Genomic DNA, 14,488 nt, shown 5'->3' with positions numbered 1-14,488 from the left:
CCGCCCCCGCCTCGTTGATCAAGAGGTTTGCGTCAGGAGACGCCGAACGGATGACGCGAACCTCTTGATCACGAGGGCAGGGGCGGATCACGCGGGCACGGTCGGGGCTTCGGGTGTTGGAAACGTTTTCGTAACGGGCTCTTGACCTCTCCGCCATGGGCGGAGCAGACTCCCGGAAACGTTTACAGCTATCGGGTGGAGGTGCAGAACGTGGGTCGTAAACGTTTACAGGAACCGGCGGACGGCCGGCCCACGGTGCACACGGTCGCCGCCCGCGCCGGTGTCTCCATCGCGTCCGCCTCGCGGGTCCTCAACGGGATCGGCGGCAGTCCGGAGACGATCCGCAAGGTACGCGCCGCGGCCGCCGAGGTGGGCTACGTGCCGAACGCCATCGCCCGGTCGTTGCAGTCCCAGCGCACCGGCCTTGTCGCGCTCGCCGTCGAGGACATCGGCAACCCGGTCTACGTCGAGATGATGCGCGCCATCGAGGCCGTGGTCGCCTCCTCCGGGCGGCAGCTGCTGGTGCACGCCACCGGCGGACGGATCGACAACGAGACCGCCCTGCTGCGCCGGCTGGCCAACCGATACGTGGACGGGATGATCGTCTCGCCGATCCGGGTCACCGACGATCACCTGACCGCGCTGGTGGACAGCCCGGTGCCGGTGGTGGTGGTCGGACAGCTCGGCGCGGACGCCGCCGTCGACAACGTGCGTACCGACTCCCGGCACGGCGTCGCGCTGGCCGTCGACCACCTCGTCGCCACCGGTCGGCGCCGGATCGGCTTCGTCAACGGCCCGCTCGACACCGTTCCGGGAACCGCGCGCGACGCCGGCTTCCGGGCAGCGCTGACACGGCACGACATCCCGTGCGACGAGGACCTGATCGAGGTCGGCGACTTCCAGTACGCCGCCGGCCGGACCGCCACCGAGCGGCTGCTCGCCCGCGCCGACCCGGACGCCCTGGTCTGCGCGAACGACCTGATCGCGGTCGGGGCGCTGCACGCCCTGCTCGCCGCCGGGCGCCAGGTGCCGCAGGACGTCGCCGTCGTCGGCATGGACGACACCGAGCTCGCCCGGATGATGTTTCCCCAGCTCTCCAGCGTCTCGCTCGGCTCGACCGAGCGTGGTCGCCGAGCCGCCGAGCTGCTCCTGCAACGGATCGCCGATCCGACCCTGCCGCCGCGCCGCGAGCAGGTGCCACCCAGCCTCGCCATCCGCGCCTCCAGTGGCACGCCACTGCCGGCGCCCCGGCCGGGCGGCCCGCCGACGACCCACCCGACCAGCGAAGGGGTGACCTCATGACCACGCTGGCCGAGCGGCCGGACGTCGAACGGCCCGGACCGGCCCGCCGGCCGAACCGGTTCCGTTCCGACCGGACCGCCATCTACCTGCTGCTCCTGCCGTCGCTGCTGCCGATCCTGGTGCTGTCGGTGTTTCCGCTGCTGCGAGGCATCTACCTCGGCTTCACCGATGCGCGGGCCGGGCGCAACGTCGAGGTGTCCTTCACCGGCCCGGCCAACTACCGCGAACTCCTCGGCGACGAGCTGTTCTGGAACTCGTTCAAGATCGGGCTGCTCTGGGCGGTCGGGGTGACGGTGCTCCAGTTCCTGCTCGCCCTCGGGCTGGCCCTGCTGCTCAACCAGCAGCTGCGGTTCCGGGGCGTGGCCCGGGTGCTGGCCGTGGTGCCGTGGGCGATGCCGCCGGTCGTGGTCGGCATCCTCTGGAAGCTCGTCTACCACCCGGACGCCGGCCTGCTCAACGAGTTCTTCCACCGGATCGGAGCCGACGGGCTGCGGACCAACTGGCTCGGCGACTTCAGCACGGCCCTGCCCGCCGTGATCCTGGTCGGGGTCTGGGCCGGCATGCCGCAGACCACCGTCGTCCTGCTCGCCGGCCTCCAGGGGGTTGGCCGCGAGCTGCACGAGGCGGCCGCCGTGGACGGGGCCAGCACGTGGCACCGGTTCCGGCACGTCACGCTGCCCGCCCTGGCCCCGGTGATCGTGGCGATCACGTCGCTGGACTTCATCTGGAACTTCAACTCGTTCGGCCTGGTCTACGTGCTCACCGCGGGCGGGCCGGGCGGCAAGACCATGCTGCCGATGCTCTTCGCCTACGAGGAGGCGTTCCGCTACGGCAACTACGGCTACGCCGCCGCGCTCGGCAACGTGATGGTCGTGCTCATCGTCGCGCTGCTCGCCGTCTATCTCCGGCGCCGGCTGAGGGAGGCGAACTGACATGTTCGGAAAGCCGAGCCGTACCGGGCGGGTGCTGCAGTACCTGGCGCTCGCCGGCTACCTGATCTTCCTCGGGTTCCCGCTGATCTGGCTGCTCTCGACGGCGTTCAAGCCGCCGCGTGAGCTGGTGCGGCTGCACCCCACGCTGATCCCGAGCGACCCGACCGTGCAGAACTTCGTCCAGGCCTTCACCGAGCAGGAGCTGGGCCGGGCGGCGCTGAACAGCCTCCAGGTCTCGCTCGCCTCGGCGGTGCTGACCGTGCTGGTCGCCATGCCGGCCTCGTACGCGCTGGCCCGGTTCCGGTCCAAGCTCGGCACCGCGGCGCTGGGCTGGGTGCTGCTGTCCCAGCTCTTCCCGTTCGTGCTGCTGATCATCCCGATCTTCCTGGTGCTGCGGCAGGTCGGCCTGGCCAACACGCACGCCGGACTGGTGCTGATCTACGTGGTCTGGGCGCTGCCGTTCGCGCTGTGGATGCTCCAGGGCTTCGTCCGCAACATCCCCCGCGAGCTGGAGGAGGCCGCGTCGGTGGATGGGGCGAGCCGGGTGCAGGTCCTGCGCCGGGTGGTCTTCCCGCTGCTCGCCCCGGGCCTGGTCGCGACCGCGCTCTTCTCCTTCATCTCGGCCTGGAACGAGTTCTTCTTCGCGCTCGTGCTGATCAAGACGCCGGAGCTGGCCACCCTGCCGGTGGCGCTGGCCCGGTTCGTCGGCATCGAGGGCACCGCCCGACTCGGACCCCTCGCGGCCGGCTCGCTGCTGGCCACGCTTCCCAGCCTGATCTTCTTCGCGTTCATGCAACGCCGGCTCTCGTCCGGGTCGCTCGCCGGCGCGGTCAAGGGCTGAACCGTCCCCCCACCCACCACCAAGGAGGTAACCCCCCATGCTCCGTACCCGATTCCGTCGACTGGCCGCGGCCACCGCGGTCGCGGTCGTCGGCCTCGGCGCGCTCGCCGCGTGCGGTGACGGCGGCGGCGACGAGGCCACATCCGGCCCGGTCAAACTGCGTTTCCTCAGCCTCGCGTGGCAGAAGGAGTCGCTCCAGGTCAACAAGGACCTCGTCGCCAAGTGGAACGCCGAACACCCCGACATCCAGGTCGAGTACGTCCAGGGTGACTGGAACTCGGTGCACGACCAGCTGCTGACCTCCTTCGAGGGCGGCGACGCGCCGGACATCGTGCACTACGAGGCGTCCTCGATCGGCGAGTTCAGCAAGCAGGGCTACCTGGCCGACCTCTCCGGGCTCGTCTCCGGCGACCTGAAGGGCCAGATCGACCAGGGTGTCTGGGACACCGCGACCTTCGACGGCAAGGTCGCCGGCGTGCCGTTCCTGCTGGAGTCGCAGGTCGTCATCGCCAACAAGAAGCTGCTCGACGCCGCCGGCGTCGCGGTGCCACCCGCCGACGGCGGCTGGACCTGGGACGAGTTCCAGAGCAACGCGCAGAAGCTCACCAAGCCCGGCCAGTACGGCGTGGCCTGGGCGTTGAAGTCGCCGACCAACCGGGTGCTCAACCTGGCGCTCAACTACGACGGGAAGTTCTTCTACACCGACGGCGGCAAGACCGAGGTCAAGGTCGGTGACGCGGAGAAGGAGATTCCGAAGCGGATCCACGACATGATCTACACCGCCAAGTCCGCGTCCCCGGAGGCGCTGGGCATGAGCGGCGCGGACACCCTGCCCGGCTTCTTCGGTGGCAAGTACGCCATGCTGCCCGGCTCGGTGTCGCTGCGTCAGCAGATGGTCGAGCAGGCGCCGGCGGGCTTCGAGTGGGTCACCCTGCCGCCGGTCAAGGGGCTCTCCGCCAAGCAGGCCGCGAACCCGCAGACGCTCTCGGTCTCCGAGGACTCCAAGCACAAGAAGCAGGCCGCGCAGTTCCTCGAGTACTTCCTGAACCCGACGAACATGGCCGCGCTGGCCAAGGGTGACTGGCTGGTCCCGACCGGCAAGCAGGCCAACGAGGAGCTGGTCAAGCTCACCACCGGCAAGCAGGGCTGGGACGTCGCCGCGGCCAGCGCCGCGGACCTGACCGTCGCCCCGTTCCAGCAGGCCGACGGCTACCCGGAGTGGAAGACCAAGTACGCCACCCCGGCTCTCCAGCAGTACTTCGCCAACAAGATCACTCTCGATCAGCTCGGTACGCAGCTGGTCGACGGTGGCAAGCAGGTTCTGAGGTAGACATGTCACTCTTGCTCGACACATCGGTCGGCTGCCTGGTGGGCGCCGCGGTCGGAGACGCCCTCGGTGGCGCCACCGAAACGGCACTGCCGGAGCAGATCCGCGCACGGTTCGGCGGTTGGGTCGAGGGCATCGTGCCCCCGTACCACGCCGACTGGGCCACCGCGCGACCGCTCGCGCCGTACCACAAGGGCGACGGGCACATCACCGACGACACGTTGATGACCCACGCCCTGGTCCGCGCCTACGCGGCCAAACGCGACCACCTCGACGCGTACGACGTGGTGGAGCTGCTGGTCCCCGACCTGATCGAGCGGGTGGTCTACATCCCCGACCTGGAGCGGGAGGGGGTGACCTTCCACCGGCTCGCGGCCGCCGAGCGGTGGCTGGTCACCCGCCTGCACCACGCCCACGCGGATCCGCGCGAGGCCGGGGTCGGCAACATCGTCAACTGTGGTGCGGCCATGTACATGGCTCCGGTCGGCATCGTCAACGCGGGCGATCCGGCCGGGGCGTACGCCGAGGCGGTGGAGATCGCCGGGGCGCACCAGCACAGCTACGGGAGGGAGGCCGCCGCCGTCTTCGCGGCGGCGGTCGCCGCGGCGGCGACCCCCGGCGCGGGTGTCGAGGATGTCGTCGCCGAGGCGCTGGACCTGGCCCGCGACGGCACCCGGGCGGCCATCGACGCGGTGGTCAAGGAGGCCCGCGGCCACCACGACTGGAAGCAGGCCATCCCGGCGCTGCGCGCGGCGGTCGCCCCCTTCGACACGGTGGGGGAGGAGTACCGGAGCCCGGGGCTCGGGGCGCGGCGGCCCAGCCGGCTGCACGCCATCGAGGAGCTGCCGGTGGCCATCGGCATGCTCGTCGTGGCCGGCGGCGAGTTCCGCCCGGCGGTGCTCGGCGCGGTCAACTACGGCCGGGACGCCGACTCGACCGCGACCATGGCCGCGGCCATCGCCGGGGCGCTCGGCGGCGCCGCCGCGGTGCCCGCGGAGTGGTCCGAGGTGGTCGCCACCGCCTCCAGGACCGACCTGGTGGAGCCTGCCCGGGTCCTCGCGGCGGTGGCCGGCGAGGTCTTCGAGCGGGACCAGGCCCGGTTCACCCGGCGCGCGGAGCGCTTCGCCGGCCTGGCCGGCGGCGCCGACCGGGGCGCGCCGTACACGTCGCACGGGGAGTCGGTCCAGTGAGGAACACCTGGGTCCAGCCGGAGGACCTGCTGCCGCACGAGTTGGCGGCCAGCCGGGACGAGGGCCGCGACGTGGCGGCCCTCGCCCGGCGGTGGACGGAGGCCGGCGGGGACCTGACTGCACCGGTCAGCGGAGCGTCGCCGACCCCGGCCCCGCCGGCGCTACGGGCGCTCGCTGCGGAGCTGCTGGACGCCGCCGACGCGCTGCCCGCCGTCGCCACCGACGACGAGCCGGACGACCTGGCCGGGCTGCGGGCCGGATGGCCGGCGACCTGGTCGCTGCCGACCGAGGTGACGTACGACCGGCTGCACGGCGCGTGGCTCGGCCGGGCGGTCGGCTGCCTGCTCGGCAAGCCGGTGGAGAAGATCCCCCGGGAGGGGATCCGCGAGATCCTCACCGCCACCGGCCGGTGGCCGTTGCGTGACTGGTTCACCGCGAAGGATCTGCCGGCCGACGTGGCCGCCCGCTGGCCGTGGAACAAGCGCAGCGCGCCGACCAGCCTCGCCGAGAACATCCACGGCATGCCCGAGGACGACGACCTGAACTACGCGCTGCTGGCCCTGCGAGTGCTGGAGGCGCACGGTCGCGACTTCACCAGCGCCGACGTGGCGCAGGCGTGGCTGGACTGGCTGCCCGGTGGGCGGGTCTTCACCGCCGAGCGGGTGGCGTACCGGAACCTGCTGCTCGGGCTCGCGCCACCGCAGAGCGCCCGCCGGCACAACCCGTTCCGGGAATGGATCGGCGCGCAGATCCGCACCGACGTGTACGGCTGGGTCAACCCCGGCCGGCCGGACCGGGCCGCCGAGCTGGCCGTCCGGGACGCCGCCGTCAGCCACGTCCGGGGCGGCGTGCACGGCGCGCTCTGGGCCGCCGCCCTGGCCGCCGCCGCGCCGGTCGCCGACACCGTCGACGAGGTGCTGGACGCCGCCGAAGCGGTGCTGCCGCCGCGCAGCCGGTTCGCCGCCACGGTCCGCGAAGCGCGGGCCCTCGGTGCGGGCGCCGACGACTGGGAACGCGTGGTCGACGAGCTGTACGCCCGGCACGGTCACCTGCACTGGGTGCACGTGCGCAACAACGCCGCGCTGGTGGCCGCCGCGCTCGCGTACGGCCGTGGCGACCTGGAGCGGTCGATCACCGCGGTGGTCAGCGGCGGCTGGGACACCGACTCGACCGGTGCGACGGTCGGCGCGGTGACCGGGGCGCTCACCGGCGCGACCGGGCTGCCGACGCGGTGGGTCGTCCCGCTGCGCAACCGGCTGGCCAGCAGCATCGCCGGTTTCGACGGCATCGGCTTCGACGAGCTGGCCGAGCGGACCCGGGCCCTGGCCCACGCGGGGAGCGGGTCATGACGCGGCACGGACGGACGGGAGGGAGCACGGCATGAGCGCGCGCGTGGCGGTGGTGGGCAGCAGCAACCTGGACCTGGTGGTGACGGCGTCGCGGCTGCCCCGCCCCGGCGAGACGGTGCTGGGCGACAACTTCCGGACCGTGCCCGGCGGCAAGGGCGCCAACCAGGCGGTCGCCGCCGCCCGCGCCGGTGCCGCCTGCGACTTCGTGGGCGCGGTCGGCGACGACGAGTTCGGTACGCAGATGCGGTCGAGCCTGGCCGGCGCGGGGGTGGACGTTCGCGGCCTGCGCACCGTCGCCGGTCCCTCGGGCATCGCGCTGATCGCCGTCGACCAGGACGCGGAGAACTTCATCGTCGTCGCGCCCGGCGCCAACGGCACGTTGACCGAGCTGGGCGCCGACGACCGGGCGACGATCGCCGCGGCGGACGTGCTGCTGCTCCAGCTGGAGGTGCCCCTGGCCGCCGTGGTCCGGGCGGCCGACTGGGCTCGGGCGGAGGGCACGACCGTCGTGTTGAACGCCGCACCGGCCGCGGTCCTGCCGACGGAGCTGCTCGACCTGGTCGACGTGCTGGTGGTCAACGAACACGAGGCGGCGGTCGTGGCCGGGGTCTTCTCCGACGACCCGCTGGTGCTGCTCGACGCCCTGCTGGAGCTGGTGCCCCGGGTGGTGCTGACCCTCGGCGCGCGCGGCGCCGCGTATGCCGACCGGCGCGGTCTGCGCCTGTCGGTCCCGGCCCCGAGCATCGACGCGGTGGACACCACCGCCGCGGGCGACGCCTTCACCGGTGCGCTGGCCGTGGGCTGGGCCGAGCGTGGCGGCGCCACCACCGAAGACACCGTGCTGGCGAGCCTGCGTTGGGCGTGCGCTGCCGGAGCTGCCTGCGCCCAGCGGCCCGGCGCCTCCACCGCCCTGCCCGAGCGGTCCGCCATCGACGCCCTCTACGACGCGACCTACCGAGGTACCCCGTGAGCTTCAACCCGTACGTCCCGCGCCCCATCGACCGGCCGACCGAGGTGCCGCTCGGCGCACACGCCGATCTGACCACCCTGGACGAGGCGAAGATCTTCGCCGCACCGGCGGACCCCGCCGACTGGCCGGCCTGGCGGGAGCAGCTCACCCACTGGCGGGCCGACGCCCGCGAGCGCATCGGCTACACCGGCGCCCACTACGACGAAATCGCCGGCGACTGCTTCAGCGTCTGCCTGGCGTGGCTCTGGGACGAGGCGCTCTACGACCACGAGCGCGGCGTCTTCACCGTCGACGAGTTCCTCGCCGCGGCCGGGCGGGACTTCGGCGGCTTCGACGGGGTGGTGCTCTGGCACGCGTACCCGGTGATCGGCCTGGACGACCGTAACCAGTTCGACTGGTACCGGGACGTGCCGGAGCTGCCCGAGGTGGTGCGGGCGTTCCAGGAGCGGGGGGTGCGGGTCTTCATCGACTACAACCCCTGGGACACCGGCACCCGCCGGGAACCGGGCAGCGACGCCGAGGAGGTCGCGGCCCTGGCCGGCAAGCTCGGCGTCGACGGCGTCTTTTTGGACACGCTGAAGGAGGGCGCCGGCGAGCTGCGCGCCGCGCTGGATGCTGTCCGCCCCGGCATGGTCCTGGAAGGCGAGAGCCGCGTACCGCTGGCCCGGATCGCCGACCACGCGATGTCCTGGGCGCAGTGGTTCGCCGACTCCGAGGTGCCCGGCGTGCTGCGGGCGAAGTGGTTCGAGCGGCGGCACGTGCTGCACCACACCCGCCGCTGGCACCGCGACCACCTCGACGAGTTGCACTCCGCCTGGCTCAACGGCGTCGGCGTGCTGGTGTGGGAGAGCGTCTTCGGGGTCTGGGTCGGCTGGAACGACCGGGACCGGGCGGTGCTGCGGGCGATGCGCCGGGTGCAGACCAGCCACGCCGCGTGGTTGCGCGCCGAGGACTGGGTCCCGCTCGCCGACCACCCCGGCGAGGGCCAGGTGTACGCGTCCCGCTGGACGCACGACGACGAGCCACTGTGGACGGTGGTGAATCGGGGCGCGGACCACGACGGGCCGTGGCTGGTCACCGACGCCCGGGCCGGCCGACGCTTCGTCGACCTGGTCACCGGTGGCGAGTTGCGCGTCACCGAGACCGCCGACGGTCGGCTGGCGGTGGGCGGCCCGCTGCCGGCCGGCGCCATCGCCGCCGTGGTGGTGACCGACGCCGCCGTGCCGGCGCAGGAGCCACCCACCGGCGACCCGTCCTTCCCGGCCCGCGCCGCGGTGCGCGCCCGGACCCCGTGGGCGCCCCGGTCCGAGGTGCCCAGGGGCATGGCGGCCGTCGAGGCCGGCCGGCGGGAACTGGTCGTCCGGCACCGGGTGCGTGAGACCGGGCTGTACGGCGAGGCGCCCTACGTCGACGAGTGGAAGCCGCTGCCGCCGCGGCTGCACCACACCGGCACGCTGCGCCGCAGCGTCCGGCTCGGTCGGTACGCCATCGCCACCCACGAGGTGACCCACGGCGAGTACGCCGAGTTCCTGCGCGCCACCGGCTACCGACCGGTGCGCCCCGAACGGTTCACCGCCGGGCAGGGGCCGGCCCACGCCCCGGCGACCGGGGTGGAGCTGGCCGACGCGCGGGCGTACGCCACGTGGGCCGGGCTGCGACTGCCCACCGAGGACGAGTGGCAGGTGGCCGCCGAGGCGGGGCTGCTCGTCCGTCGGGAACCGCTGGTGTGGAACCTGACCGAGAGCGAACACTCCGACGGGCGCACCCGGTTCGTCATCCTCAAGGGCGGCGCGGACCACCGGGCGGACGGCTCCGACTGGTACCTCGACGGCGGACCGCAGCCGGCGGACGTCTCGGTGAAGCTGCTGCTGACCGGCGCCGGGCTCACCCGCTCCGACCAGGTGGGCTTCCGCTGCGCCGCCGACCTGGTGGGCGACCCGGAGGTGACCCGATGACCGCCCCGCTGGACGGGATCAAGGTCGTCGACCTGGCCACCCTCTTCGCCGGGCCGCTCGCCGCGGCGTTCCTCGGCGACTTCGGCGCCGACGTGATCAAGGTGGAGCACCCGGCCAAGCCGGACCCGTCGCGGGGGCACGGCCCGGCCCGCGACGGCGTCGGCCTCTGGTGGAAGGTGCTCGGCCGCAACAAGCGGACGGTCACCCTCAACCTGTCCGACCCGGACGGCGCCGCGCTGCTGCGCCGGCTGCTCGCCGACGCCGACGTGCTGGTGGAGAACTTCCGCCCGGGCACGCTGGAGCGGTGGGGGCTCGGCCCGGCCGAGCTGCACGCGGTCAACCCCCGGCTGGTCGTCACCCGGATCAGCGGATTCGGGCAGGTCGGCCCGTACGCCCGCCGGCCCGGCTTCGGCACCCTCGCCGAGGCGATGAGCGGCTTCGCCGCGGCCACCGGGGAACCGGACGGCCCACCGACCCTGCCCCCGTTCGGGCTGGCCGACTCGGTGACCGCGCTCGCCGCCGCGTACGCGGTGATGCTGGCCCTGCGCGCCCGGGACGTCACCGGCGCCGGGCAGGTGGTGGACCTCGCCATCATCGAGCCGATCATGGCGATGCTCGGCCCGCAGATCACCTGGTACGACCAGCTCGGCTACCTCCAGCCCCGGCTGGGCAACCGGTCGAACAACAACGCCCCGCGCAACACGTACCGGTGCGCGGATGGGCGCTGGGTGGCCGTCTCCACCAGCGCGCAGAGCATCGCCGAACGCGTGCTGCGGCTGGTCGGCCGACCCGAGCTGATCGACGAGCCGTGGTTCGCCACCGGCAGCGGCCGGGCCGCGCACGCCGACGAGTTGGACGCCGCCGTGAGCGCCTGGGTGGCGAAGCGGGTCCGCGACGAGGTGGTGGCCGCGTTCGAGGAGGCGCAGGCGGCGGTCGCGCCGGTCTACGACGTGCGCGACATCCTCGCCGACCCGCAGTACGCGGCGCTGGGCACCGTGCGCACCGTCCCGGACGAGGAGTTGGGTGAGGTACGGATGCAGAACGTGCCGTTCCGGCTCGCCGACACGCCGGGGGAGATCCGGCACGCCGGCCGGCGGCACGGGCAGGACACCGACGCGGTCTTCGGCGCGCTCGGCCTGAGCGCTGACGAGCTGGCCGCGCTGCGCGAGCGGGGAGTGCTCTGATGCTGCTCAGCTGGCTCTACGTGCCCGGCGACCGCCCGGACCGGTTCGCCAAGGCCGTCGCCTCGGGCGCCGACGCCGTCATCCTCGACCTGGAGGACGCCGTCGTCGCCGGGCGCAAGGCGTACGCCCGGGAGGCGGTCGCCGAGTTCCTCGCCGAGACGCACCCCGTGCCGGTGCAGGTCCGGGTCAACGAGTTGACCGGCCCGGACGTCGACGCCGACCTGACCGCGGTGGCCGGTCGACCCGGGCTGGCCGGGCTGCGGCTGCCGAAGGTCGAGTCGGCCGCGACGGTGGCGGCGTTCGCCGAGCGGGTCGACGTACCGCTGCACCCGCTGGTCGAGTCGGCGCTCGGGCTGGAGGCCGCGTACCCGATCGCATCCGCCCATCCTTCGGTGGCCTCGATCGGCCTCGGCGAGGCCGACCTCCGCTCGGACCTCGGGGTGAGCGACGACGACGGCCTGCTCTGGGCTCGCGGCCGGGTGGTGGTCGCGGCCCGCGCCGCCGGCCTGCTTCCGCCGGCGATGTCGGTGTACGCCGACGTCACCGACGTCGCCGGTCTGGCCGCCTCCTGCGCCGTCGGTCGGCGGCTCGGCTTCCTCGGCCGTGCGGCGATCCACCCGCGCCAGCTGCCCGTGATCGTCGAGGCGTTCCGGCCGGCCGAGCGGGAGGTGGCCCGCGCCGCGGAGCTGCTGGCCGCGATCGCCGAGGCGCAGCGACGGGATTCGGGAACCGTGGTGCTGCCCGACGGTCGTTTCGCCGACCGGGCGATGGTCGCCGCCGCCCGGCGCACCGTGGACCTGGCCGCCCGCTACGCCGCCTGACCGGCGCGCCGCCCGTCTGGGCCGGCACGGTCGAGCCGCGCGAGGTCGGTGGTGCCGCGCCGGACCACGGCCGCGGCCAACGCGGTGGTCTCCGGGTGTACGCCACCCCGCTGCTCCGCGCCGGCGATCCGGACCGCCTGCGTCAGGTGCGCACGCAGGTGCCCGGCGAACAACCGCTGGAACGCCTTCCCGGTGGACGACCGCAGCGCGGCCAGCTCGTCGGCGCCGATCATGCCCGGCATGTCATGGCCCTCGTGCGGGTTGGTCGCCGGTGCACCGGAGTCGCCCAGCAGCCGGCGGGACACGGCCAGGTTGGCGCGCTCGGTGGTCTCGATCTGGGCGGCCAGGCGCCGCCAGGCCGGATCGGTGGTCCGGGCCGGCACCAGGTCGAGCACCGGCAGCACCCGTTCGGCCATCGCCACCGTCAGCTGGAGCCAGGCGATGTCGGTCGGGCTGAACGGTCCTGCCGTACCCGTGGCTAGTGCCGTGCCCGGCGCGGCGACAGCCGTCGACGCGGCGACGGACGGTGCCGTGGTGCCGGCGGCGTCCGGCGGTCCGGCGGCACAGCCGGCGGCGAGCAGAGCCGCGATGAGCAGCGTGGACGGTGCCGCGACGAGCGCACGCATCCGGCCTCCTCTCCACCCGGGACGGCGGGCCCGGCGTGACCGGGCCCGCCCTCGGGTGCGAGCGTCTCGGCTCAGATCGGTCGGCCGTCGTGCCCGCACTTGATCACCGGACGGATGCAGTCCTGGACGCGGCGTGCCATCTCCGCCACGGGCCAGGCGTTGAAGAAGTCACCGTGCATCGTGTAACCCGGACCGGAGGCCAGCCGGAACTGCGCCGGGTTGCCGTTGACCGGGTACCGCAACACCTGCCGCAGCTTGGGCACGTGCACCGGATGCGTCGACGGGCAGGCCTGATTCACCGGGTACGCCATGTGGCTCTTGTGGTCGGGCGAGTCCAGGTCGCGGCCGTTCCAGCACTGCGGGAAGTCCAGGTACGACTCCATCATCGTCCCGGCCGGGCAGGTGACGAAGTTCTTCGACGGTGGCACCTGCCCGGCGTGCAGGCAGGACCAGCGGGCGATGCTCTCGTTCGGCCCGGCCGCCTTGGCGTTGCCCGCCACGATCCGCAGCCCCTGCGGGAGGGGCTGGGTGGCCGCGACGACGTCGGCGCGTACGCCCTCACCCAGGTAGTAGAACGTGACGATGGTCGGCTCGACCGGCACGTTGTTGTTGTACAGGGTGGGCACCCAGTACGACGAGACGTCCGTCCGCGGGTTGCACGTGGTCGGAGAGTTGACCAGGTCGCGCAGCGTGGTGTGGGCGTTCGTCACCGTGCTGCCGAAGAAGCTGTGCATGTGCGAGGCCCCGGGCAGCCCGGGGAAGATGATCGGGTCGTCCGGCAGCCGGTGGCTGTACGTGCAGTCGGCGGGGAACTCCGCGACCCGGATGGCGTTCGCGCCCGGGGCGGCGTCGGCCCGAGCCGTGGTGGAGACCATGTACGTGCCGAGTAGCGCCAGCAGGGCGCCGATCGCCGTGGCGAGGCGCAGCCGGCGGGGGATGCCGGAGAGGGGTGCGGCCCTGTCCATCTCGTGACTCCTGTCGGGGGGACGGGTCAGGGACAGCTCCGGCGCCGCCGCCGAAGACATCGGAGTTTTCCCTGGCCAGACTGGTGGTGGTCTGTTGAGCCGGGATGAGAGAGAGCGCTCTCACGGATCCAGCGTCACCCTGAAGTCGACGCTTGTCAATACGTGCCGCACCTGGTGGAAATGACGACGCGAAAGGGCCGGACCCCTGGGGGTCCGGCCCTTGTCGGTGATGCTGTTTGCGGTCAGCTGGTGGCGTAGCCGCGGGTGGCGATCCAGTCGGCGAGGTGCTCGACGGTGACCTCGTAGGAGGCGGTGTTCGGATCGGCCGAGTCGGCGATCTTCACGATGTTCCCGCCGTCGCGGTAGCCGACCACGCTGATGTAGTGCCCGCCCTCGAAGGAGTGCACGCCGCCGTCGGTGTCGACGCTGGTGCCGGCGATGTTGGCGACCACGGCGCGGCCGTCGTCGACGGTCTTGACGATGTCGGCGCGCAGGGTGTCGGTCTGCTTGTCGTCCGCGGCGGGGGTGCTGATCTCCACGGAACGGTAGGCGTCGGTCTTGCCGGTCTCCTTGTTCAGGACCGGGGTGATGTCGTTGATGGAGTTGGTGCCGGCCTCGGTGGTGCCCATCTCCTTGGCCATGGCGTCGACGCTGATGTCCTTGCCCTGCACGGACAGGGCGTTACGGGTGGCGGCGGGGCCGCAGTAGTAGAAGTTCGGCTGCGCCTCGTACCGCACGCCGAGCTGACGCTCACCCGACGGCTTGCGGTCGGTCTGGGTCTGGGTGGCCGGCTTGGCCTCGGATGCGGCGTAGGCGGCGGTGATGGGTCCGGCGATGGCGCCGCCGGTGAACGCGAGACCAGCAGCGGTCAGCGCGGTCTTACGGATCAGATCGGTACGCATGATGGCGTGCTCCTCTGCATCAGGGGTGCATACGACACACAAGGGGGGTGCGTCGCACGGGAAAACGGGGGGAAAGTTCAAGGGGGAGACCCGGCGATCGGGGGGATCTGCTCGGGTGTCCGGG

Annotated in this window: 13 protein-coding genes; 10 read left to right on the top strand and 3 right to left on the bottom strand. The window is 73.0% G+C overall.

Annotated elements, in window-relative coordinates; translation table 11 throughout:
- Positions 1-210: 210 nt before the first annotated feature.
- Genes EAD98_RS25580 through EAD98_RS25535 form a run of 10 tightly spaced genes read left to right on the top strand, consistent with a single transcriptional unit; the run spans position 211 to position 11,871 of the window.
- Entirely contained in the window at positions 211-1,302 is a 1,092-nt protein-coding gene (locus tag EAD98_RS25580; protein WP_233583972.1) for a LacI family DNA-binding transcriptional regulator, read from the top strand.
- On the top strand, positions 1,299-2,234 hold the full coding sequence (locus EAD98_RS25575) for a carbohydrate ABC transporter permease (protein WP_121656542.1): 936 nt from the start codon (positions 1,299-1,301) through the stop codon (positions 2,232-2,234). The genes EAD98_RS25580 and EAD98_RS25575 overlap by 4 nt, the downstream gene beginning before the upstream one ends.
- A gap of 1 nt (position 2,235) precedes the next feature.
- Positions 2,236-3,075, top strand: a complete 840-nt coding sequence (locus EAD98_RS25570; protein ID WP_121656541.1) for a carbohydrate ABC transporter permease — start codon at positions 2,236-2,238, stop codon at positions 3,073-3,075.
- 37 nt (positions 3,076-3,112) lie between these two features.
- Positions 3,113-4,405 (top strand): sugar ABC transporter substrate-binding protein, encoded by a 1,293-nt coding sequence (locus EAD98_RS25565; RefSeq protein ID WP_121656540.1) that lies wholly within the window; start codon positions 3,113-3,115, stop codon positions 4,403-4,405.
- 2 nt (positions 4,406-4,407) lie between these two features.
- Complete coding sequence (locus EAD98_RS25560) at positions 4,408-5,592, top strand: ADP-ribosylglycohydrolase family protein (RefSeq protein WP_121656539.1); 1,185 nt, start codon at positions 4,408-4,410, stop codon at positions 5,590-5,592.
- Entirely contained in the window at positions 5,589-6,941 is a 1,353-nt protein-coding gene (locus tag EAD98_RS25555) for an ADP-ribosylglycohydrolase family protein (RefSeq protein WP_121656538.1), read from the top strand. Before EAD98_RS25560 ends, EAD98_RS25555 begins: the two co-directional genes overlap by 4 nt.
- A 31-nt stretch (positions 6,942-6,972) precedes the next feature.
- On the top strand, positions 6,973-7,911 hold the full coding sequence (locus EAD98_RS25550; RefSeq protein ID WP_121656537.1) for a ribokinase: 939 nt from the start codon (positions 6,973-6,975) through the stop codon (positions 7,909-7,911).
- Complete coding sequence (locus EAD98_RS25545; protein ID WP_121656536.1) at positions 7,908-9,866, top strand: SUMF1/EgtB/PvdO family nonheme iron enzyme; 1,959 nt, start codon at positions 7,908-7,910, stop codon at positions 9,864-9,866. Before EAD98_RS25550 ends, EAD98_RS25545 begins: the two co-directional genes overlap by 4 nt.
- Positions 9,863-11,050 (top strand): CaiB/BaiF CoA-transferase family protein, encoded by a 1,188-nt coding sequence (locus tag EAD98_RS25540; protein ID WP_121656535.1) that lies wholly within the window; start codon positions 9,863-9,865, stop codon positions 11,048-11,050. Before EAD98_RS25545 ends, EAD98_RS25540 begins: the two co-directional genes overlap by 4 nt.
- Positions 11,050-11,871, top strand: coding sequence for a CoA ester lyase (locus EAD98_RS25535; RefSeq protein ID WP_121656534.1), 822 nt, complete (start codon positions 11,050-11,052; stop codon positions 11,869-11,871). Before EAD98_RS25540 ends, EAD98_RS25535 begins: the two co-directional genes overlap by 1 nt.
- Here EAD98_RS25535 and EAD98_RS25530 read toward each other — a convergent pair.
- From EAD98_RS25530 to EAD98_RS25520, 3 genes are all read right to left on the bottom strand, one after another.
- A complete protein-coding gene (locus EAD98_RS25530; RefSeq protein ID WP_121656533.1) occupies positions 11,859-12,497 on the bottom strand; it encodes a DUF305 domain-containing protein in 639 nt (212 codons plus the stop codon). The genes EAD98_RS25535 and EAD98_RS25530 overlap by 13 nt on opposite strands.
- Before the next feature lie 71 nt (positions 12,498-12,568).
- Positions 12,569-13,462 carry a DUF1996 domain-containing protein gene (locus tag EAD98_RS25525; RefSeq protein ID WP_121656532.1) on the bottom strand — a complete coding sequence of 298 codons (894 nt, stop codon included), beginning with the start codon at positions 13,460-13,462 and terminating at the stop codon, positions 12,569-12,571.
- Between the two features lie 242 nt (positions 13,463-13,704).
- Entirely contained in the window at positions 13,705-14,364 is a 660-nt protein-coding gene (locus EAD98_RS25520) for a C39 family peptidase (protein WP_121656531.1), read from the bottom strand.
- Positions 14,365-14,488 lie beyond the last annotated feature (124 nt).

The organism is Micromonospora sp. CV4 (genome assembly GCF_003667455.1).
GTDB lineage: Bacteria > Actinomycetota > Actinomycetes > Mycobacteriales > Micromonosporaceae > Micromonospora.
This window is presented reverse-complemented; position numbering and strand designations above follow the sequence as displayed.